This window comes from Salipaludibacillus sp. HK11 (assembly GCF_047795645.1).
Lineage (GTDB): Bacteria > Bacillota > Bacilli > Bacillales > Salisediminibacteriaceae > Salipaludibacillus.
Window position 1 is genome coordinate 748,770 of sequence record NZ_CP181045.1, and the last position, 21,649, is coordinate 770,418.

General features: G+C 36.6%; 24 protein-coding genes. 15 read left to right on the forward strand and 9 right to left on the reverse strand.

Annotated elements, in window-relative coordinates:
* The first annotated feature begins 64 nt into the window (after positions 1-64).
* The 3 genes from ACM26V_RS03960 (at position 65) to ACM26V_RS03970 (ending at position 3,360) form a co-directional block, all read left to right on the forward strand.
* Positions 65-1,030 carry an ABC transporter substrate-binding protein gene (locus tag ACM26V_RS03960; RefSeq protein ID WP_416150155.1) on the forward strand — a complete coding sequence of 322 codons (966 nt, stop codon included), beginning with the start codon at positions 65-67 and terminating at the stop codon, positions 1,028-1,030.
* A 269-nt stretch (positions 1,031-1,299) separates the two neighbouring features.
* Positions 1,300-2,358: an NAD(P)/FAD-dependent oxidoreductase gene (locus ACM26V_RS03965; protein ID WP_416150156.1), complete on the forward strand. Its 1,059-nt coding sequence runs from the start codon at positions 1,300-1,302 to the stop codon at positions 2,356-2,358.
* A 561-nt stretch (positions 2,359-2,919) separates the two neighbouring features.
* A complete protein-coding gene (locus ACM26V_RS03970) occupies positions 2,920-3,360 on the forward strand; it encodes a M23 family metallopeptidase (RefSeq protein WP_416151784.1) in 441 nt (146 codons plus the stop codon).
* Between the two features lie 191 nt (positions 3,361-3,551).
* Here the strand turns inward: ACM26V_RS03970 and ACM26V_RS03975 are convergent, their stop codons facing one another.
* From ACM26V_RS03975 to ACM26V_RS03990, 4 genes are all read right to left on the reverse strand, one after another.
* Complete coding sequence (locus tag ACM26V_RS03975; RefSeq protein ID WP_416150157.1) at positions 3,552-4,106, reverse strand: ClbS/DfsB family four-helix bundle protein; 555 nt, start codon at positions 4,104-4,106, stop codon at positions 3,552-3,554.
* 159 nt (positions 4,107-4,265) lie between these two features.
* Positions 4,266-4,685: a DUF1801 domain-containing protein gene (locus tag ACM26V_RS03980; protein WP_416150158.1), complete on the reverse strand. Its 420-nt coding sequence runs from the start codon at positions 4,683-4,685 to the stop codon at positions 4,266-4,268.
* A gap of 65 nt (positions 4,686-4,750) precedes the next feature.
* Complete coding sequence (locus ACM26V_RS03985; RefSeq protein WP_416150159.1) at positions 4,751-5,248, reverse strand: GyrI-like domain-containing protein; 498 nt, start codon at positions 5,246-5,248, stop codon at positions 4,751-4,753.
* 65 nt (positions 5,249-5,313) lie between these two features.
* The gene (locus ACM26V_RS03990) at positions 5,314-6,267 is read right to left on the reverse strand and encodes a helix-turn-helix transcriptional regulator (RefSeq protein WP_416150160.1); all 954 of its coding nucleotides are present in this window, start codon (positions 6,265-6,267) and stop codon (positions 5,314-5,316) included.
* Positions 6,268-6,514: 247 nt separating this feature from the next.
* Here ACM26V_RS03990 and ACM26V_RS03995 point away from each other — a divergent pair, with 247 nt between their 5' ends.
* The 9 genes from ACM26V_RS03995 (at position 6,515) to ACM26V_RS04035 (ending at position 12,788) form a co-directional block, all read left to right on the forward strand.
* Positions 6,515-7,171 (forward strand): type 1 glutamine amidotransferase domain-containing protein, encoded by a 657-nt coding sequence (locus tag ACM26V_RS03995; protein ID WP_416150161.1) that lies wholly within the window; start codon positions 6,515-6,517, stop codon positions 7,169-7,171.
* Between the two features lie 1,022 nt (positions 7,172-8,193).
* A complete protein-coding gene (locus ACM26V_RS04000; protein ID WP_416150162.1) occupies positions 8,194-8,367 on the forward strand; it encodes a DUF4190 domain-containing protein in 174 nt (57 codons plus the stop codon).
* Positions 8,368-8,455: 88 nt separating this feature from the next.
* A complete protein-coding gene (locus ACM26V_RS04005; RefSeq protein WP_416150163.1) occupies positions 8,456-8,686 on the forward strand; it encodes a hypothetical protein in 231 nt (76 codons plus the stop codon).
* 188 nt (positions 8,687-8,874) lie between these two features.
* Positions 8,875-9,372 carry an AAA family ATPase gene (locus tag ACM26V_RS04010; RefSeq protein WP_416150164.1) on the forward strand — a complete coding sequence of 166 codons (498 nt, stop codon included), beginning with the start codon at positions 8,875-8,877 and terminating at the stop codon, positions 9,370-9,372.
* Between the two features lie 86 nt (positions 9,373-9,458).
* Complete coding sequence (locus ACM26V_RS04015; protein WP_416150165.1) at positions 9,459-10,025, forward strand: pyridoxamine 5'-phosphate oxidase family protein; 567 nt, start codon at positions 9,459-9,461, stop codon at positions 10,023-10,025.
* A 197-nt stretch (positions 10,026-10,222) separates the two neighbouring features.
* Positions 10,223-10,891: a DNA alkylation repair protein gene (locus tag ACM26V_RS04020; protein ID WP_416150166.1), complete on the forward strand. Its 669-nt coding sequence runs from the start codon at positions 10,223-10,225 to the stop codon at positions 10,889-10,891.
* A 574-nt stretch (positions 10,892-11,465) separates the two neighbouring features.
* Positions 11,466-11,678 (forward strand): hypothetical protein, encoded by a 213-nt coding sequence (locus tag ACM26V_RS04025; RefSeq protein ID WP_416150167.1) that lies wholly within the window; start codon positions 11,466-11,468, stop codon positions 11,676-11,678.
* Positions 11,678-12,184, forward strand: a complete 507-nt coding sequence (locus tag ACM26V_RS04030) for a DUF6199 family natural product biosynthesis protein (RefSeq protein ID WP_416150168.1) — start codon at positions 11,678-11,680, stop codon at positions 12,182-12,184. Before ACM26V_RS04025 ends, ACM26V_RS04030 begins: the two co-directional genes overlap by 1 nt.
* A 430-nt stretch (positions 12,185-12,614) precedes the next feature.
* Complete coding sequence (locus ACM26V_RS04035) at positions 12,615-12,788, forward strand: hypothetical protein (protein WP_416150169.1); 174 nt, start codon at positions 12,615-12,617, stop codon at positions 12,786-12,788.
* Between the two features lie 370 nt (positions 12,789-13,158).
* On the opposite strand, the gene ACM26V_RS04040 is transcribed toward ACM26V_RS04035, so the two are convergent.
* Both ACM26V_RS04040 and ACM26V_RS04045 read right to left on the reverse strand, forming a co-directional pair.
* A complete protein-coding gene (locus ACM26V_RS04040) occupies positions 13,159-13,386 on the reverse strand; it encodes a glutaredoxin (protein WP_416150170.1) in 228 nt (75 codons plus the stop codon).
* Entirely contained in the window at positions 13,370-13,804 is a 435-nt protein-coding gene (locus ACM26V_RS04045; RefSeq protein ID WP_416150171.1) for a MerR family transcriptional regulator, read from the reverse strand. The genes ACM26V_RS04040 and ACM26V_RS04045 overlap by 17 nt, the downstream gene beginning before the upstream one ends.
* A gap of 224 nt (positions 13,805-14,028) precedes the next feature.
* On the opposite strand from ACM26V_RS04045, the gene ACM26V_RS04050 reads away from it, so the two are divergent.
* The gene (locus ACM26V_RS04050) at positions 14,029-14,409 is read left to right on the forward strand and encodes a VOC family protein (protein WP_416150172.1); all 381 of its coding nucleotides are present in this window, start codon (positions 14,029-14,031) and stop codon (positions 14,407-14,409) included.
* Positions 14,410-14,833: 424 nt separating this feature from the next.
* Here the strand turns inward: ACM26V_RS04050 and ACM26V_RS04055 are convergent, their stop codons facing one another.
* The 3 genes from ACM26V_RS04055 to ACM26V_RS04065 form a co-directional block, all read right to left on the reverse strand.
* Entirely contained in the window at positions 14,834-16,126 is a 1,293-nt protein-coding gene (locus tag ACM26V_RS04055) for a hypothetical protein (protein WP_416150173.1), read from the reverse strand.
* Positions 16,127-16,398: 272 nt separating this feature from the next.
* Positions 16,399-16,626 carry a VOC family protein gene (locus tag ACM26V_RS04060; RefSeq protein WP_416150174.1) on the reverse strand — a complete coding sequence of 76 codons (228 nt, stop codon included), beginning with the start codon at positions 16,624-16,626 and terminating at the stop codon, positions 16,399-16,401.
* A 948-nt stretch (positions 16,627-17,574) separates the two neighbouring features.
* Entirely contained in the window at positions 17,575-19,104 is a 1,530-nt protein-coding gene (locus ACM26V_RS04065; RefSeq protein ID WP_416150175.1) for a carboxylesterase/lipase family protein, read from the reverse strand.
* Between the two features lie 859 nt (positions 19,105-19,963).
* Between ACM26V_RS04065 and ACM26V_RS04070 the strand changes: the two genes are divergently transcribed.
* Positions 19,964-20,890: a GNAT family N-acetyltransferase gene (locus ACM26V_RS04070; protein ID WP_416150176.1), complete on the forward strand. Its 927-nt coding sequence runs from the start codon at positions 19,964-19,966 to the stop codon at positions 20,888-20,890.
* Between the two features lie 159 nt (positions 20,891-21,049).
* Positions 21,050-21,424: a hypothetical protein gene (locus ACM26V_RS04075; protein WP_416150177.1), complete on the forward strand. Its 375-nt coding sequence runs from the start codon at positions 21,050-21,052 to the stop codon at positions 21,422-21,424.
* Positions 21,425-21,649: the final 225 nt, after the last annotated feature.

Here is a 21,649-nt window from a genome sequence, read left to right on the forward strand (position 1 = left end):
AAGCAGTAACAGATATGGGATGCTCTATTCTTTAAAATTTTTTAAAAAAAGAGGAGATCTTTGAATGGATAGAAATTTAAAACTAGTTACAGGAATTACTATAATACTTAGTCTTACATTATTGTTAAGCGCATGCTCAGGTGCGACGAATATGAATGAGGTGAAAGACGAATCCGACAATGCCTCAAATAAGGTATTAACCGAATCAGACCCAATAACCACTCGCACCTTTAACGATTATTTAGAAAACGAGGTGGAAATTCCTGTATCACCTGAGCGAGTCGTCATCTTGAGCTCAACTCCCGGAGATTTACTGACATTGGGTGTTTATCCCGTCGGAGCTTCGTTGACTGTTATCGAATCGCAGGTTGTTTATCCAGAGTTACTTGAGGATATTGAGGATCTTGGATCAGGGGAATTTAATTTTGAGAAAATGGTGACACTTGATCCCGATCTGATCCTTATAGATGGTATCGTCTATGCCGATAGCTATTCCCGGCTGTCAAAGATAGCTCCAACAGTGGCTTTCGATTCAAACATGAGTATGTATGATCGTCTTCGCCTCCTAGCTGATCTCACGGGCAAGGAGAAGGAAGCCGAGGACTGGATAGCTACATATGAAGCAAAGGCTGAGGATGTAATGGGAGAACTTGATCAGAATGAAGGAGTGACAGCTTCGGTCATGCTTGTGATCGGGGAAGATCTTTTTGTTATGGGGAATCGGGGAATAGCGGTCACACTCTTCGATGTACTTGGTTATAAACCAGCTTTAAAGGTTCAGGAATTGATCGAGGCAAATGAACGATTTGTTAAAGTGTCAGAGGAAGTACTACCTGATTATGCTGGCGACTGGATTTTCGTTCTCGCGGAAGAACAAGAAAAAACAGTGGTGACAGACAGCAGTGTATGGCAATCCATTCCCGCCGTAGAAGAAGGAAATGTGATATTTTTAGACAGAAAATGGAACTTTGATGATCCAATTACACGTGAACGTTTATTGAGTGAACTCGTAGATTTAATGGGGAAATAAAATGGCCGAGAAATGTAGGTCAATTCATTCATCTAATGGATTGTTTTATTAAAATGCATCTTGATTATATGAGTAAAATAAGGTAACCTTTTAACAGTGAGTGAAAATGATAATCATTATCATTTACTGTTAAATTCATTTTAGTTGCAAGGGTAATCACTCTTTTTTTTGGTTTAATTACTTCGTCCTCATTAGGTGTAGCTAACATAAAGCTAGATGAACTCTATTATACGTATGGATATACACTAAATTTAAGGAGTGGATATGAAATGGAAAATGATGAAATTTATGATATAACGATTATAGGCGGGGGCCCAGCTGGGCTTTTCTCAGCATTTTACAGTGGACTTCGTGAGATGAAAACGAAGATTATAGAATTCCAATCCCAATTGGGTGGTAAAATTCATGTGTATCCTGAGAAAATGATTTGGGATGTGGGTGGCCTAACTCCTCTGCTAGGGGAGCATTTAATCGATCAATTGGTTGAACAAGGATTAACGTTTAATCCAACAGTTGTATTGAATGAAAAAGTAACGTCTATTGCAAGAGAGGACTCAGGTATTTTTGTATTGCATGATGCTTCAGGAGTTAAACATTATACGAAAACCGTTATTGTAGCTGTTGGTGGAGGGATATTGGAACCACAAAGAATTGATTTAGAGGGTGCAGAAAGATTTGAAGTTTCTAATTTAAATTACACAGTAAAATCATTGATGCGTTTTAAAAATAAAACCGTCATTATTTCCGGTGGAGGAAATTCGGCAGTTGATTGGGCGAATGAATTGGAACCAATCGCCAAAAAGGTTTATTTAACTTATAGGAAAGACGAACTTTCAGGGCATGAAGCCCAGGTGAGTCAACTATTGAATAGCTCTGCGACATGTCTGTTTAATACATCGATTACTAAACTGATTGCAAGCGAAAATCAAGAAATGATTGAGCGTGTAGAATTAACGAATCATCTAACAGGAAAAGTCGAACCTTTACTAATTGATGAGGTCATCGTCAATCATGGCTTTGAACGAGATAAGGCATTGCTTGAAAATAGTGAAGTCGACATTGACATTGCAGATGAATACTTCGTCTCCGGCAATCCCTTGAGCGAATCTTCAGAACTTGGCATCTATGCAGCTGGTGATATTCTTAAGCATGATGGGAAATTACGTTTAATTGCGGGAGCGTTTCAGGATGCTGCAAATGCAGTCAATCAGGCCAAACTACTTATTGAACCTGATGCAAGGAAAAATGGAATGGTCTCATCGCATAATGAGATTTTTAAAAACCGAAATCGCGAAATAATTAACGAGATGTTAGTCAAAGGAAGATAGGGACAGTGGGACAGGCACTGCGTCCCTTGAGTGCTGCTCTTTGAAATTGTTATCCTAATATTATTTCCAATTAAAACTGCCGGAAATCTTATCATACTCCCAGAAAAAAATGTCGATTACTTAAAATCCTACCTCTTCCATTTAAGAAAATGTCCCTATAATACTTATTTATCGGTACCTGTTCACTGATGCTTGATAGCACTGAGACAGGTATTTTTTTGACATCGCGAAACGGAGAGACGAAAGCTTTTCCGTAAATACCTTTTAAAATTGGATATATTACCCTTGTTAAATAATTATTAACAATTGATGATAAACTGTATATAAATATTCAATTGTGCGAGAAGTTCTACTAAAATGTGTAACTATTGCATAAGTAGTTGTGAAGTAATGAAGGGATCAATTGTTAAAGAAGATTTTTGCGCTGTTGCGGTATATTATTTTTGGATGCAAAGTTGTACTAACCGGGTGGAGGAAGCAGTAATTTTTGTAATGTGTTTTTAAAGAGGAGCTTATTGAATGCTGAAAATTCGTGTCATATTAAATGGAGATCAATAGTTGATGAAGTCATTGTTGCTGACAAGCATACACCTATATCCCTATGAAGGATATCCCGCCCTAAATGAAAGCTATAATGCATTTGGAAAGGAATACCTGGCTCCTGCTGATGGGACAGTAGTTCGTGTGGAAAATGATGTGCAAGATAATGAGCCGGTTGGTGAAATGAATGAAGAAGAGCCTTATAGTAATTATGTCATACTTGATCATGGTAACGAAGAAATCAGTCAACTTGCTCACTTCAAATACCAGTCAATTGAAATGAAAGAAGGGGATGAAGTCAAGGAGGGTGATTTGCTTGGACTCGTTGGAAATTCTGGGAACTCCAGTGAACCGCATATTCATTTTCATGTTCCAGACTTCTCTGATCTGAGCGAGTCAAAAAGTATACGAATTAACTTCAATCGGGATGAGGAATTTATTCAAGGTGACTTTGTGGAATGAGCTTAAACTCGCATTAAATTGCTCCATATTGGTGAATTAGAGGCATGATCCATTATCTTTATATATTTCATGGGAGGAATGAGAGTTCTTTACATTATCGTGACTTGACCGAGGGACAAGGGACCTGTCCCTCGAATACGTTAGTCATATTAACTTTCGGGTCTTCTGAACAAGCTATTAATGTCTACCTTTCATCTCAAACTGTTTATATTTTTACAGTTTTTGATATGAGCTTTTAATTTTTTCGTCGCCCAATCATAGTGACTTGCAGTTGCCGATACACAATAACTACCAAGTGTAGTCGAGCCAGTCCACGAAAAACTTCCTTTAAAGAATAATTCTTCGTTTGTGAATGTCGCAATAATAGTCATTACTTTGTAGTGACTCTCATTAATCATTAGCTTAGCGTCCTCAACCTTTGTATCCTGGTGGTCCTTGCAAAACATCACATTCATATCACCGTACGTTCTCCAATTATATGGTCCCGGCAAAAAAGGTTTTATAACTCCTTGTTGATTTGAGTTAATCCATTTAAGTAACAACTGGTGCCATTCATATAGGTGAGTGAGAACATCCTTTAAGTTCTTGTCTCTTGCCCAGTGGGCTTCTTTTCTCGTTTCATCCTTGGAAAAATCAAATGTAGTGTTCTGTTCTGTATCTTTAAGTGAATCAATCAACTCCCATAGCTTTTTATATTTTGTGTTTCCTACTTCAATTAACTCTTCTTTTGATGTAGGTCGGCCCATGTCCCCACTCCTTTTCAGTATCTTTTCCTTCCTAAATAATATAAATGATTTTAGAGAGTCTATTTTCTCCCTTATAGTAAGAAAATTTAAGACAGGGTTCAAGATTAAAGCAGGAGTAAAGTCCCCTCTATTTTCATGAAGTATTTTATCATCAATTATCTACATCCCGAGCAATGGTAAATGCTTTCGAGTATGATAAGTGAGTGCTAACGTAATACATTGTTTCAAATCATCTAATGGAATTTCATTAATTGCAGCAAATACAATCGCTCGATTCCCCTCATATTTGAAAGAATCGCCATAAACCTCTTTAAACGTATCGACTAGCCGAGTATTACAGTTAAAATACAAAGCGTATTGATCTGGATTTGACTGTTTCCAACCTATCCTAATCGTACTCCCTTTTTTTGTGAGATAACTAGGCTCTCCCCATTTCAGTGTTTCATCCAGATAATCAATACCTTCAATCTCTAATGCTGTATCGAGAATTAACTGGCGAAGATTCAATATTTTCGCCTGAATGTGTTTCGGATATTGTTCGAAAACTGCCTCAACCTTTGTATTTCCAATGACACTCAAAGTCATCAATCCTTTTTTGAAAAATCAGGTGTTCCACTTTAAAGGTCGTCTTGTATAGCATAGAGCTATTTTATCGCAATATATATTTCTGCTTGCCCGTCCTCTGGAAGAATATCTTTGTTATAATATTCAAAATCACCAGTGTATGCTCGTTGAATACCTGGTTGTTGCGACCATTGCCAAATATCAGCCCAAGTACGTTGCACCATCTCTACAATCTTCCCGCGTTCTGTGACGAATACAGCATATTTTGCAGAGGGAACAGTGTATGTGTTTATCATATTTAGATTTTCAATCTGTTTAGCTTCCTGCACAGGTACGCTGACCATTACTTCATATAGTCCTTTATCTTCCTGTTCGTAGTTGAAGTAACAGCTGTAATGGCCACTTTCTTGTATATCAACACCTAGCTTCTTACCAATATTTTGCGAATAAAACTGTTCAAATAACTTTCCAATTTTTCCGTCTTTACTTAGTTCGACATCATTTGTTGTAATCGTACTAATTCCTGCTAAAGTGAATGCGGGTAATTCCTTGATTCTGGTAGGCTCGATTCGTTTCATCTTTCATCATTCTCCTTTTTTGAAGTATGAAACCAGTATAAAACAATAAACCTGACAACTGACTGTCAAGTTACTTTATGATTTTTATATATTTTTGCAATTTTTTCAGCGCGATTAGCAATAGTTTTACGTAAATCTTTAGGTTCAAGTACCTCTACACGATGTCCCAAGCTAAGAATGAAGCTATAGAGCCATTCATCTTCCGGATAAGCCTTTTTAACTAGCCAACTGCCATCCTCGAATGGCAAAAGTTCTTCGATGCCAAACAGTTCTTCTGCTACATGACGAACGTCATCTTGAAATCGTATGACAATCTCTTGTATTTTATCTACATTAAATTTACTCTTTCCTTCGATATACTCCAGAGAAGGGGGATCTCGACGAATAAAGGTACTTTCACGATTTTTCGCTAGTTCTTTCATTCTTTTTAGTTTAAAAAGGCGGAACTCGTTTTTTTCTAAACAATAAGCTTGTAGATACCATTGTCTTCCTTTGAGAATGAGTGTATGTGGCTCAACTGTGCGCTCGGAAACGTTACCTTCTGCATTCGAATACGTGAAGTTAACCAATACACAAGTATCTAATGCTTCGTTTAATAATTGTAATTTCGGTCGGAGATGTTCCATACCATCCCATGCTGAATAATCGATTAGGACGCTATTTGTCTTATGGTGGAATTCTTCTGCGTGTGTTGGCAGTATGACACTATTAATTTTTTCTACTAGTTGTTGATTTTGCTCTTTGCCATATGAAGTTGAGATGCTACGGAGAGCGGTAACGATAGCAGCAAACTCGTCATTTGTTAGCAGATTTCGATCTAAGCGGTACCCTTCTGCCAAACCAATGCCACCGTTTGTTCCTTGATAGGTGACGATCGGGATACCAGCAGCATTAATTGCGTCAATATCTCGGTATATCGTCCGAATCGATACCTCAAACCGCTCAGCCAAATCCTTAGCCGGCATCATACGACGGTTCAGTAATAGAATAATGATGGATAATAGCCTTTCTAGTTTCAAAATATATAACCTCCACTTCTTTTGTATATATATCATATTTTACCATATTACTCCTAAGCCTCGTCCCGACATAGTCGTGGGACAGTGATCTTGTTTCCTGTGTCTGGTTAGATGAACTGAGTTTAGTCAATGCTAGAACAGGGAACGAAAAAAAGTACTAGCTTCTGTAGGAATTGCAAAGCAATATGAAGTTAGCTTTCAGCAATAAGAACGTATAACGTAATAATTATTTTCAGGAGGAATAATAATGGCTAAAAAAGTATTGATGATAGTAACAAATCATACAACAATTACAGAGGATCATAAAACTGGACTGTGGTTGGAAGAATTTGCGGTCCCATATTTACTATTTAAAGATAAAGGATATGACGTTAAAGTAACAAGCATATCTGGAGGCGAAGTAGCGCTAGACCCAAACAGTATAGAAGATAAACCCGAGTGGAAAGAAGCAGAAAAAAAGTTAGAAAATACATTAAAGCTGTCATTAGATGATGTGAAAGGTTTTGATGCTGTATTTCTACCAGGTGGTCATGGGACAATGTTTGATTTCCCTAATAATGAAACACTTCTATCGGTTTTACAACAGTTTGCAGAAGAAGATAAAATTATTGGTTCTGTCTGTCATGGTCCTGCTGGATTAGTGAATGTAACATACAAAGACGGCACACCTTTAGTAAAAGGAAAGAAAGTTTCCGCCTTTACTGATGAGGAGGAAAAGGAAATGCAAATGGATAAAATGATGCCTTTCCTATTAGAGACTGAGTTACGTAAAAAAGGAGCGGACTTTGTTAAAGTGGAAAATTGGGCAGTCCATTCTATTCGAGATGGCATTTTAGTAACAGGCCAAAATCCGCAATCAAGTGAAAGTACAGCATTAAAAGTAGTTGAAGCATTGGAAGTTTAAAAAGATTAATTTGCGGTACCTGGCCTTCAGTGCTTTGAAGCATTGGGCCCGGCGTTATTTTAGGGTATCCACCAGAAAACAAGTCTATCTAAAACCTGGAGATGAGGTAAAAGCAAGGGGACGGTTCTCCTGCTTCCTTCGGTTATCGAAATAACGTATAGATATAAAGGTGACTGCTTCCTAGTGCTTAAATGCATTGGGAGAAGTCACCTTTATTGCTAAATAACTAAAATTTATCGGGATTCTTAACCTTCGTTGAAACTACTTCTCCACATATCCCGCAAAAGGTAAACAGAAGTGGTGAGCCTAGTGTTTTTAGTATGTCATTACTGATTGGCCGCACCTTTGCATATACACTGTCTAATACTCCACTTTTCATAGAATCACTACCACATGAAGGACAAACTAGAATTTCATTTGACATAAGAAACTAACCTCCGAAATCTATAATGATAGCTTTACTCAATTTATTTCGATTTAAGCATCGGTTATAACTCCCTATGGCTGATAATCCATCCCCCTTCTAATCTATAGAATACATGGGTTCAAGTATTTTATAGATATATTGCACATTTCATATATTACCATATTATTACTAATTCCTGAGTCATTAAAAACTATAATATGAATTTTATTCTAAAAAACAGATTTTTGTCATTATATGTTAAAATTGAATTATAGAAAATAAAGAGTTTTTGTTTTTTATAGGAGGAACTGCTGGAATTGTCTTATCAGTATTTAGCATAGCAGTTTTACTTTTAATCTTATTCTTAAAAAGAAATATATTAATAAAAACTATTATGAAAATCTTAATTAATTTAATTCATACTCAATTATTGGAGATCATTATTAAATAAATGGGGATCTCATAAATTTATATTTAATTTGGAGTTGTATCTGTTATTGAACGAACACTAACGAGGCATAACCTAAAAAACATAGAGAAGGGAAGTAATAGAATTGAATGAAGGATGGTCAACAGTAAATCTATTTTAGCTTTGATATAGGGCATACTTTCTATTTTGATATCACTTATCACGGCTTTTGGTCTTATAACAGGAGTTATCGGAATTGTTGTTGGATTTTTAGGATTGCGAGAAGTAGAAATCTCTAATCAAAATGGAAAGGCTCTTGCAACCATTGGTATGTCGCTGTGTGTTGTTGGGACTCTTTTACCTGCTGTGTTTATAATATAAAATTTTTGTTTAATCAACAAATCGGGCACGATATTTGAATAAAGAAGATTGAACGGAAAGGAATACACAAAAAAAGGAGGTATAAAAGATGGACTTATTACTCTGGATAACTATTGGTTTCGTAATAACCGGTTTTGTTGCTCTCGTTTCTATGAAAAGAGGGATGGAAAGAAAGGTCGCTTTTATAAAAGCGAATACAGAAAGCGAGGAAAGTTCAACAAAAGCTAGATTTGTAATTAGGTGGATAGTGAGTACCACTGCATGGGGAATAGTGAGTATGATTCTTGTTGTTTGGTGGTTTCATAAAAACTTTGGATAACTGTTGGTTTCGAATACACTTTGTATCTTTTCATATATTTGTAAAACAGTCGTTGTGATCAAAAAGAATACTGCTAGCTATCGTAATCAGGACACTTCAATTAACATTTTACTTCTCTAAGAAAAAGAGTATAAATATCTTTATAGGATGGGGCAACAACCACTAAATAAGCAAGGAGGGTTAAAAAAATGAAACAATTGGGGACGCTATACTTTTTCTGTGGAAAAATGGGGGCAGGAAAATCAACTAATTCAAAACAATTGGCGATAGATAAACATGCGGTGCTGTTGTCTGAGGATGAATGGCTTTCATCTCTTTACCCAAATCAGATCGCATCATTTGAGGACTATCTTAAATTCTCAGCGCAGCTCAAGCCGTTGGTGAAAAAGCATGTTCAAAACATATTGAGTGTCGGTACAGATGTAGTGATGGATTTTCCAGCTAACACTCAAAAACTGCGAAAATGGTTTTTGGATATGGCGTCAGAGATCAATGTAAACCATCAACTAATTTTCCTTAATCTAACTAACGAGCAATGCTTACGTCAAATTGCACAAAGGCGTAACGAACAACCAGAAAGAGCAGCTTTTGACACGGAAACGGTGTTTATTCATGTCACTAAATTTTTTGAAGCACCAGAAGCATCCGAGGGTTTAAATATTTTAGAGTTTAGTGGCAATGAATAACAAGGAGTTCAACACAACGTTATAGAACAAGAAATAAGCATTTTTGGGTGACTTACCTATTGTACAATAATGAGGAGGAATTTATTATGGGGAAAGTTTATTCAGCAATACTTCCAGAACACGAGGAATTTATAAGAAAACAACGTATTTTTTTTGTTGGTTCAGCACCTCTGACAGCTGAGGGTCATGTTAATATTTCACCAAAGGGTCATGATGTATTAAGAATATTTCCCCAAAATGAAGTAGCTTATTTAGATTTAACTGGTAGTGGGAATGAAACAAGCGCACATTTAAAAGAGAACGGCAGAATTACTTTTATGTTCTTAGCTTTTGAAGGGCCACCTATGATTTTAAGGCTTTATGGTAGTGGTAGTGTAATATTACCTGGTACGCCAGAATGGACAAATATGTCTAAACATTTTGACTTACTTCCTGGTGCCCGACAAATTATTCATGCAAAGATTGATACAGTAAAAACATCATGTGGATTTAGTGTACCTTTCTACTCATACGAAGGCGAACGAGATACTCTTCAACAATGGTCTGCCAATAAAAGTGAACAAGACTTAGAAGAATATCGTAAAAAGAAAAACTCTATAAGTATGGATGGGATAGTTACACCGATTGGAGAAGCTTTAGATAATGTTAACTAATCCTTGTTTCACAAACGAGTAGTGTTTCTTTAATAAGAGACGCTATTTTTTTCGTTCAATTAAAAGGGGTATAATGTTATAGTTAAAATGATAAATTTGCAGATTTTATGCAGAATAACCTGAACAAGTATTAGTAGATGAAGTGTGGTTATCAATAATCAATGCGATAAACAGTTTTTAAAAAGGAGTTGTGTTAAATGAGTAAAAATAAAAGTACAGAAATAAAACGCTCTTCAAAAGCAGAAAACATTCTAACTCAGATAAATAGTAAAACTAAGCTAGGCGAATTACGAAAAATCGCGAAGGACATAAAAAAAGATCACGAACTAGCTATGGAACTTTGGTCAACCGAAGAGTTTTTGCCCAGACTATTAGCAATCTTAATTATGGACAAAAACCTTCTTTCTCGAGATGTGCTAAATGAGCTCGATAAGGATATGCAGACTCACACTTTTGAAGAGCGAAATAATTTAATGGATTGGTTAATGGCTAATCAGCTCACCAAAGACAAGAGGAAAATTGCATTAATGGAGTCATGGCAAAATAGTCCTTCTGCTCTTCAAAGGCGAGTTTTCTGGTATTATCAAGGACGATTGAGATGGAGTGGACAAACACCGCCTGATAACACCGCAGAGTTGCTAGCTGTATTAGAAGCTAATATTAAGCAGGAAGAACCGGAAGTTCAATGGGCTATGAATTTCACCGCAGGGTGGATTGGCGTTTATGATGAAAAGAATCGTGCACGTTGCATGAAACTTGGTGAGAAAACGGGTCTTTACAAAGATGACAAAGTATCAAAAGGTTGTACTCCCAACTATTTACCGGAGTTCATTACGATTGAAGTTAATAAACGAAATAATAAGTAGTTACCTCCGAAAAATTTATTAAGGTTTGATGCAAAAAATTAAGGAATTCAAAGCCCCAATATGAAAATAGTTATTATCGATATAACATATTCAAGAGGGGCTGAATTCAATCAAGAAGGATAAGCTATCTAAAACAGCAGGGCTCCCTTATCAAATGACATACCCCGCACGCAGTATCGCATAATTGAAAATTTATTTAATTCCAGAAGCCGATCTTGAAACGTACAGGGCAGAACGTCCAACTAGTTATCTATTTGTATTATTCTTAGATTTCTTATATCTAATATAAAATAAATTTAATAAATAGCTTATTAGAATACCTGTTAGTATACCCAGGATAAGAGCAACAGAAAGTCTCCCTTGAACCATGTTCCATAATAGTATGCCACAGCCAGCCCCTATTGCACCATGCACAGCTCTCCACTTTGATTGGTTAAACTTTGACATATCGAAAACACCTTCTCCTGTTTGTAAGTTTTTTTAATTTTATTTCATTTTACTTTATCTGAATGTAACATTATAGAGAGAATATTTCTATTTATTAAAAAATTGAGGTTTTACAATCTTTTACGGCATGAAAAAAGCGGAAAATAAGCGAGGAGAAGAGAGCTTTACCGTAAATAGTTTTTTAATAATTGGTTATATATTCCTTCAATTAAACAATTATTTGGAAATTATGTTAAACTCCAGGGGAGGATTACACAAAGAAACTTATTTGGGTTGTATTCGTAATTTAAAATTAGGTATACGTTCAGTAGGTGAATATTTTAGTAAGGGGGAGCATTGATGAGACTAACCATTCAAGTAATTGTAATGATATTTTTTAGTTTTTTTATATCAATAAATACATTAGCACAATCTCCACAAGAAATTGAATTGTCAAATGGAGAGCTAGTAAATGTATTCTTTGAGCAACGCTCTAATGGTTACAGGTACGAAGTTGAATTTGAAAACGGTCATACATATTTTAATGAAAAATCAGGAAATATTGGGAGTGGTGGTGGATCAGCAAAATTAACAAGCGAAGAGATGACTTTGGCAGAAGAGGCTATTGATAAATTTGAGCAAATGAATGGAGCTGCAACTAGATCTAATAATAATTCATCAAGTATTTTATTCGGTGTTGTAATCATTTTATTTGGTTTATTAGGGGCGATATTCCCGCAAGCAGCTTGGTATCTAGAAATTGGTTGGAAACTACGTGATGCTGAGCCTAGTGATCTTGCATTAATTGCAAATCGGGTTGGTGGTATCTTAGCTTCGATAGTTGGATTACTTATTATATTTAGTTAATAAGATAACTACTAAGCTATTAAGTAATGTTTTTTCGATAAAGAGTGGCTTTTGTGCAAAATACAGATGATGATTAGACTGTTTTTTTATATAAAAATGGGGTTTGGGAAAGGGTTATATAAATAAATTCTTTGGCTTTCTGTTATTTTTATAGTTCTAGTATTATTGTTAATTCCAGACTTGACTCCCGAGCATTTACAAACAAGTATGTACGCGTATTCTTTTCGTTTTTCGTTTCATATTTTAAAAATTATCAAATAAAGCAGTAGATTAAACGAGTTTAGGGGGAAGGGAGAATTGTACCGAGTCCTGAAAGTCAGTGACAGTTTACCTGTCACTGTGTCCCGTCCAGAAATATGTTGAGACATTCAACAAAAAAATTCGAAATAACTAACCTATTAAGATTTAAATAATATTAAGAGTGATTGCATTGGGAAATCCAATTTGGTTATTTGTGATTGCTGCATACTTAGCGGTTATTGGAATGTTTATTGTTTATAAAAAATTAGTAGAGTCATTCGAGAAACGAGTTCTAGATAAAGAAAAAGTCACTCAAGATAATTTTCAAAAAGAAGTATCGCGTTTTTTATTAAAGTACCAATAATAGAAATTGTTCCTATACTACTTATTGTTTTTGGGTTTCTTCAGCTAGACGAAGTTCAAGGGACGGGACAAATTAGTGATGTGGTGATTTCTTTTGGATTAGTAATGGGTGTTTTATTGTTCACTGTAGTTAGGGTGATTTCCATGAGGAGGCTTATTGCTTCGATCCCTGACATTTATAATCAATCAAAAAATTACTTAAATACAATCTCTATTGGCGGCCTTGCCGATTATCGCTTTTGTGGGAATGATTTTATTTGTATCGTAAAGAAGGGAGGACAGAGGAGCAGGTACCTTGTTCCTCTGCCTCCATCCGCAAGGGATGTTTCTTTTCACCCAAAAACCCGAATATTCAATCAGTATTGCATGATTTATTTTTTTGCTTTAATCAATTTGTTATGGTCCACAATTCTACCGTTTATGACTACGGACGGTAAAAGTTGAATCGAATAAAGATCAACTTTCTCAGCAAATTCATTGTTTTCTCCTTCATGGTATATCATCATTTCACATTCTGAACATGCTGTTGCTTTTACTTCTTCAATTAAGAGGTAATCCGAATTAAGGTTTTGTGTAAACACTTCAATCTTCGCGGCCATCCTCATGATCTCCTTTCGTTATGGATTCTATGACGGGACATTGATCTTTGAGTAGAGGTGAAGGAGTATTAGATTTGAGTAAGACCTTCTTCAATAAGTGCTTTTGAAGCTGCAGTTGAGTTATTTTTTCTTCAATTTTTTTGATTTTTTCCTCACCTAATGCAAACATACTGGATGTCTCAATTTCTTCGGATGAATAATAAATCGCAAAGATTTGACGGATTTCTTCTAGTGTCCACCCTAAAGCTTTTGCTGATTTTATAAAACGGATATCTTCAATAGTCTTTCGTGTGAAAATTCTGTATCCTGATTGAGTTCTTGTAGCCTTAGGAATAAGACCCCGTTTCTCGTAGTATCTTACGGTCTCAATGCTCACCTGTGATAATTGAGCGATCTTACCAATAGTGAGGCCATCCATTGTCCTTCCTCCTTTTCTCAAGATTCTCCCTACATATATTATCAACCCTGATCCATACTTCAGGGTCAAATATTAATTAGGGGAATTTACAAACAGTGCTAGGCACTTTTCGTATAATAAAACTACCGATTGATATAAAGTTTGGATAATTTTAGATTAAAAAAGGATTATTCATCATAAATATAGAAATTAACGATAAACCAAAACATTTAGGAGGGGAAGGAATGATTCATAAAGTTGGTCAAATTATGTTGTATGTAAATAACCAAGATGAGGCAGTGAAATTCTGGACAGAAAAAGTAGGGTTTAGTGTCATTTCTGAAGAAGATAATCAGCATGGAATGAGATGGATTGAAATAGCCCCAACAAAAGAAGCTGAGACAAGTATCATTCTGCACAATAAAGAATTCGTTGCTAAAATGAACCCTAAATTAAATCTTGGTACACCTTCTTTAATGTTGTTTACGGAAAATCTTGAAAAGCTATTTAATGATTTACAAAGCAATAATATCACAGTCGGAGAGATTGTAAATATGCCTTCTGGTAGAGTATTTAACTTTGCCGATAATGAAGAAAATTACTTTGCTGTAATGGAAAAGAAATAAATTTCTAATAAATGGGTTGGTAAATAGGGTCTACTGAATAACTTAGGTATTTACAAAGGTGATCCATTTTTTATAAAAGTTGGATGCCTCTTTCATGGCTTCGCTTTCCGCGATGAAAGAGGCATCCTTAGTGTTTAAAGCTGGCCAAACTCTTTAAAGTGCAAGGTTTATGGGCCATATTGCGTTCATTCCTTTGCACGTAACTATGATAAAATAGGTGGAAACCACTTTCACGTTCAGTATTCTCAGTTATTCAGTAGCCCCTAATTAATCATGAGTACAGTGCCTGTATTGTTCGTAAGAAAGGTTCCTCAGGCTCGGTAATTTTACAGGAGTCGCCACATTATTTCCTCAAATATTTAGAAAATGAAAAGAAAACCGTACTTGAGCACTTATCTCAAGTACGGTTTTCTTTCATTATTATCTACTTGCCTTCTTCATTATCATTCTGCTTCTGCAAGTATTCTTTGCGCTTTCGCTGCCGGTAGCCATATGTTCCTTTCAGAACAGTTTCCTCATCCTCCAGTCCAGCACCGATTGCACCGATGACAGTTGCAATACTGGTAATGAGCCAGGAGAGGTAAATATAATAGCCTAAATCGGCTTCGCGTCCGATACCTGTATCTGATTCAAGCAGATCCGGAGGAATAAACAGAAATACAGCCACGAGAAAGCAGATAAGTAGCACAAAATAATAGACGATAACACCAAGCCCTATAGTAATAAGCGTAGAGAAGTTATGGAGGCGGACAAGTGGCGCTTTATCAGGAGCCTCCTTCTTTGTTTCCCATAAATTGTGGGCAAGAATGATCCAGGTCGTCATGGCAAAGTATGACACCACCATAAGAGTGGCTGCCCGCTCTAGCTCATAAGCATCTGCGAGTAACCAAACCGTTGGAAAAATGAGTGCGTAAGCTCCTGTTGCAAACGCGATCGCTACAACGCTTTTAAACGTTCTGATGACTTTCAAAGGGTTGTTAGCACGAACCATTCCGGTTCCGACACGGAAATAACCGTTTATTTTAGGTCGCGCAATGTAACGGACTGGTGTATCATCATCGTCAGTTACTACACGGTCGATCGGAAGGATTTTTTTTTGCGGTCCGCGCTTAATTAATTCACGAGAATCTGTATTATGCAACACTTTTTTCTTAGTTTTTGGTAGATTATTAATCCTTTCTTGTACATCATCCCGTGCATCTTCGTTTTTACCGTGATGCATCTCACTAATGAGCTGCAGTGTTGAAGATCTCACTCTGCGGTATAGGGGAAAGATACCTAGAGCCGGAAAAGAAATCTGTGCCAAGGCTTTATTATCATCCACTTCAGCCACAAGAAATTCCCCGTTTTTGAACAATGGAATATCTGTAATGGCCACAGTGTAGTCCCAGTTGTTTTCGAGGGCGATTTTTCTCGCATGCTTCATCGTCTCGTAAGCATCTTCTTCTGCGCCTACGAACGAGTCAACGACGACTTCGACTTTCCATGTATAGTTGTCATCCACATAGTCTCTCAACCGTTCAGACAGGTCTGAAGCAAGCTTGTCCGATATATCAGAAGCGGTCTCTGGTGCCGGCACAATACCAATAGAAAGAGTCTCCTTTGACGGATGATTGGATTCACTATCTGGCATCGATTCCTTCTCTTCCAGTTTCCGTTCTTCAGGCGATTTATGTTCTTCTTCACTGGACTGATATTTTTTGTCGTTGTCCTGCATATAAACCCCACTTTCTTTTAGACAGATACTAATGACCACATATACCCTGTTGGATGAGAATTTAATCGTATTAATAGGGACACAGAAACATGTGAGTAAATTCTTACATAGAAAATTTTCCAGAATAACTGGGATTTCGAAAAGGGTTATGGATCGAATGAACAGATGTAACCGTCAAATTAACGACTCCTTCGTTCTATAATGTATGAAGGAGGGACAGAGGGGACCTGTGATCAGCCCCTTATTTTCCTTCGTAAGCCGCCTAAATAGTGCTAAGATATAATTTTTTCATATGACTTAAATGCTTCCTTCAAGCGTTTCATTTGCTCAGCTGTTTCATGTTCCATCATTCGTTCCATTTCTATCGGGACGATCTCCCAAGACACTCCAAACCTGTCCTTTAGCCAACCGCATTGTTCCGACTCTTGGACTGCGGACAAGTACAACCATGCCTGATCAATTTCAGAATGATTTTCACAATAAAGAATGAGAGATTGCATTCCGTTAAATCCGAATCCATGGTCTGCCTCTTTCGCTTTTCCACTGACCTCTCTGGTGAAGGCGTTATTTTAGGGTAACCACCAGAAAAACAAGTCTATCTAAAACCAGTAGATGAGGTAACAGTAGAAGTGGAAACTTAGGGAGTATAAACAAATAGATTTGTTTATGAGGAAAAATACAGTTAGAATACGAAAACACCTTCCTCAAGAGTAAACTGCCACATTTTATGGCAGAGAGAGCTGATGTTCCAAAACCGAAGACTAACTCATAATTGTCTGATTTTCTATGATCAATCCAATTATTCCAGTAACTTCACCGACACCAATTTCAACCGAACTAGCAAAATCAAAGGAACTCATATTTTCCCGTCTTGTTTCGTCATCGGAAAAAAAGCTTATTTTGAATCACGATATTGGGTGATTTCTGATGATACAATTTGAACACATTGTCATGACTTTAAATTACATTGTAGGTACGTTACATAGATATTAAATATGATAATGATTTTATTGTAAAAAAGCAGATTTTTGTTAATATATGTTAAAATTGAATTACATAAAATAAAGACTTTGTGAATAGATGTACTTAAAGTATTGGGGAGTTTAGCATGATTTATATTAGTTATTAATTTGTTTGTTTAAGAATATTTTTAGTACACCATAAAATAAATAAGATGGGTATTAATGACAAATATTGGTGAGTCACTTACAAACATAATAAACACAGTGCTTGATGATGAACCCAAAAGCGCTTTACATGTTGGTGAAGTAATTAGTTACTGCCATTTCTTTTTGTCGAGTAGCCCTAAGCCAATCTATACGAACAGATATAGGAAAACTATGGTTTGAATTTTTGAATAGGAAAGTTAAATTTAGAAAGACGAGCTATCGTAAACTCGTCTTTATTTCATGGCAAAATTATTTGTTATCCACTCTTAAAATATTCTTTTATTTTTTTGCATACTGTTCGACAAGAAACTTCATTAAACTACCTGGCTCTTCCCTATTAAACTCCGATTTGTCTTTGAATACCATTCCATACGGGCTCTCTGGAGTGTAATAATCCCACTGCGGCAGATCCTCGCCTGTAGAATCTTTTCCGTTCGGATTTCCAGAACGAATGAAGTTGGCCCAGTAGTTGCACATTTGGCGAGCAAGATCATAATGCTGACCGACAAATGGTCTCCAGCATTTGGCCAGTGTCTCAAAAAAGAACCAGAGATCCACCGAGTGAAAAGTTCCTGGATTATCATACCCCGGTATTTCTGCATCAAAATTATAATAGTACAGTAACATATTAGCACCGGTATCTGCATTTGCCTGTGCGGCAACGCGAATTGCATATTCGATGTTGCTTACGGAAGCCTTCTTCAATGCTTCATCCAAGTCTTGTTCCGAATGCGCTTGACAAAGCTCAAGAAACTCTTCTGCCTTATCACCGAACATATCAACTGCCATTTTACGGAATTCGTCAAATGTCTTGACATCTGGAACACTGAAAAACTCGGAAGAAGTATGGCCAAAAAGCACTGGCACCATCCATCGCTTGTTTTCAAGAAATAACTCATATGCATCCCCTACGCAAAACCTACCATCAATTACTGTATCCCAGTGCATCCAGGTTTTCCTGTATTCCAATGACTTGTCACGGATATATTCCGCATCCAGCCTGCGCGCTTCCGCAAGGGAAGAAACGCCAAGAAATTTAAAAAATTCAACTCCGTCGCGTTCGGCTTCTTCTAGGTTGTCCTTGACTTCAGGCATCAAATTTTCGGGATAAAGCTCGGTCATCATTCCGCTTTGAATGATCGCCTTCTGAAAAAGGTCTTCATTCTGAGGCGAAGTGAGTTGGCTTAATACGCTATAACCACCGGCAGACTGTCCGCCAATGGTTATATTTTCGGGATCACCACCAAAAGCCGCAATATTTCGTTTGACCCATTGTGTGCTAGCCTGTTGATCAAGATTGCCGAAGTTGGCAGGAGCATCAGGCGCTTCCGCCGTAATTTCAGGATGGCATAAAAATCCGAACACATTCAGTCGGTAGTTAATAGTTACCACAACGATGCCACGACGAGCGATACGCTCGCCGTCAAACTCCATCTCCGCACTATTGCCGACCTGCATTCCTCCCCCGAAATACCATACATACACCGGCAGTTTTTCATCTATACTACGTGCCGGCGTCCATACATTCAGATAAAGACAGTCTTCGTCCATCGCTATGTCCGCATCCACGTTCCATTCCTTTGTATAGATATCCTGTTCATTAACCCCAATTTTATCCTGCATAGAGACCGGAGCGAATTCAAACGCTTTCAATATGCCATCCCAATCGTAAGCAGGCATTGGTGCACGCCAACGGTTTTCACCATTGGAAGGGGCTGCGAATGGAATGCCCTTAAAACTAGTGACGCGCGGATCAGCTGCAGGTAGCCCACGAACGATGCCGTTTTCTACAGTAACATCTCTCAACATTCATAATTCCACCTTTCATTATTGTTCACGGGCTTTATCACTTCAAGATGATTGAAGCTATTGCCCTTTTCCATATCATCGGTGTAAATATCCACATGCACAGTAAGAGAAGAACTGATTATCGCCAATGCTGTAGGTCAGATTTCTGAAGAAGAGTTTGACAAGAAATTAATGGAACTCATTAATAATGACTAAAAATGCCAAATTCCAGGTTAACCCTTAATGTTTTGAAGGTACTACTATTTATAAAAACAAAAACAGGTATTCATGATCAACTCCCAATAATAATTTACTTAATAGTTTTATACTTCTACACATACACCACTATTCCCTGCACAATAACGCTTAAAGCAAATTTCTTTCGTTTGGGAAAATTCGATTCCATGCTCAGCAAAGAAACAGTTATCTTTTTCTCAATTATCACATCCCCCCCCACACATATCTATCAAACTCCGTCTCAATGTCGCAGATTCTAACCTTGTTAAAACATAGGAAGATTTTGATGTGATTTCCCACTATTAAAGAGAAAGCCTTGGATATTTATGTTAAATTAAATGGAAAGATTAAAGATACACTTAAACAAACGGGTAAGCATTTCTGCAATAACTGCAGGAATGCTATTTCTTTATTTTCGGATCAATTAAAAGGGAAATAATGTTATTATTATTCAAAAGCAATGTTATTTTAACCACCGAACAGCAAAAGAGTTAAAGATCAGGATGATATCTATCAGGGTCGCGTTGTAAAGCAATATCAACCGATTAACAGTATTGAAGCTTCGAAGCATTGCTAAACAGTTCAGCAGTTCAATAATCTTTGAGGATTTATATGAAAAAATCATTTAAATGAGGGAGATAATATGGAGAAAATAATAAAGCTGGTAGTGGCAACAGAAGAGGATATTGAAGCAATTAAAGATTTAATGGTTATTGTTGAGCAAAATGAAAGGAATAGATGGTACAAAGACGGCTCTAAACCTGACATTCCGGGGGTTAATTCTGTTGAAATGCAAAAATATCATTTGTGGGATCATTCCTATTATAAAATTTTGCTGGAAGGACAACTCGCAGGTGTAATCTTGATATCACACCCTGGCAGAGAACATGCGCGAATTGATCGATTATATATTGATCCTGCATTTCAAGATAAAGGCATCGGATCGGTAGTGATTTCACAAATAGAGGATCTGCATCCGCAAGTCACGCACTGGACACTGGATACGATCCAAAGAAGTCCTAGAAATCATCATTTTTACGAGAAAATGGGTTACAAGCTCACAGGACAGGACGAGTATGAGAGGTATTACTTGAAAGTGAAGGATACCAGAAGCAATAAGAGTAATGAGAATGATTATACATTTGATAAGGATATTAGTAAACATAACTTCCGTAACTGCAACATGCAGCATGTTGATATTTATAACGTAAACATGCAAAACGCAAGATTTACTAACATGAATATTGGACACGGTGTTTATCAGAACTCATATTTAGCTCATAGTCGTTTTACAAATACAAATCTGATTGGGTCCATATTCGGAGATTCTAATATGAACGATACGGTGATTTGTCACGTATCGATGGCAGGTACTCATTTACATGACATTAATCTTGGAACACCAGAAAAAAAGCCGTGGTTAATAGAAAGATGCGAAATGAAGGGCAGTACTATTATTGACTCAAACTTGCAAGATGTGTCCATCTACAATTGCAGTTTGGAGGGAATGACAATTGATGGGATATCTGTTCAGGATTTAATGGAGGTATATAAAAAACATAAAATGTGAGTATAAATATAGAGTGAGAAGAAACCTCGAAGGGTACGAAAAAGCTCTGCAAATTGCAAAGTTACTAGTAGCTTTGTGAAGGATTGTACTTAAGCTATTGGATGCGATATTGACCGTGAAGGAAGCAATATCTTTCAAAGCACGTTCTTTCCAACCGGAGTGAAAGGAAAAAAGGTCGACCGTTTATGGATCAACTCTTTAGAAAAAGAAGTAGAAGGTGTCACGGGTCGGATCTCGATTCGCTTTCAAGGATATAGTTATGAAAAAATTAGTCAATTATCTTTTGCTCTTGATGTTACAACTTCAAGAGCAACGGCTCTACTGCTGGATGCGAGTATTCATAACTCTAATTTCATTGACCGATATTTAAGAACATTCGTTCATACAACGCTTGATCCAAGGAGAATGAAGGAATTGAAGAAAATCATGATGTTTATTAATGACAACAATCCATATGAAGAAAAGCTTACCTGGGGTGCATTGATCCTATCTTTATATGAAGACTTGAAAGAGGAAACAGATAACTATACTTAAAAAATTAGCAAATGGATAGATCAAAATAAAAAAGAATAATGGAATAGGGTGATTTAAAATAAATTTTCATATTATTAAAAAATACAAGGAAAAGTTCTGTATTGATATGCAGAACTTTTTCTTATGGCAATCGTAAGATTGTTGACCATTTAGGATCTTTAAAAGTGAAATTAAATTGGTAAATTTATGTTAACATGATAATAGAAAATACGAGAATTTGTAAAA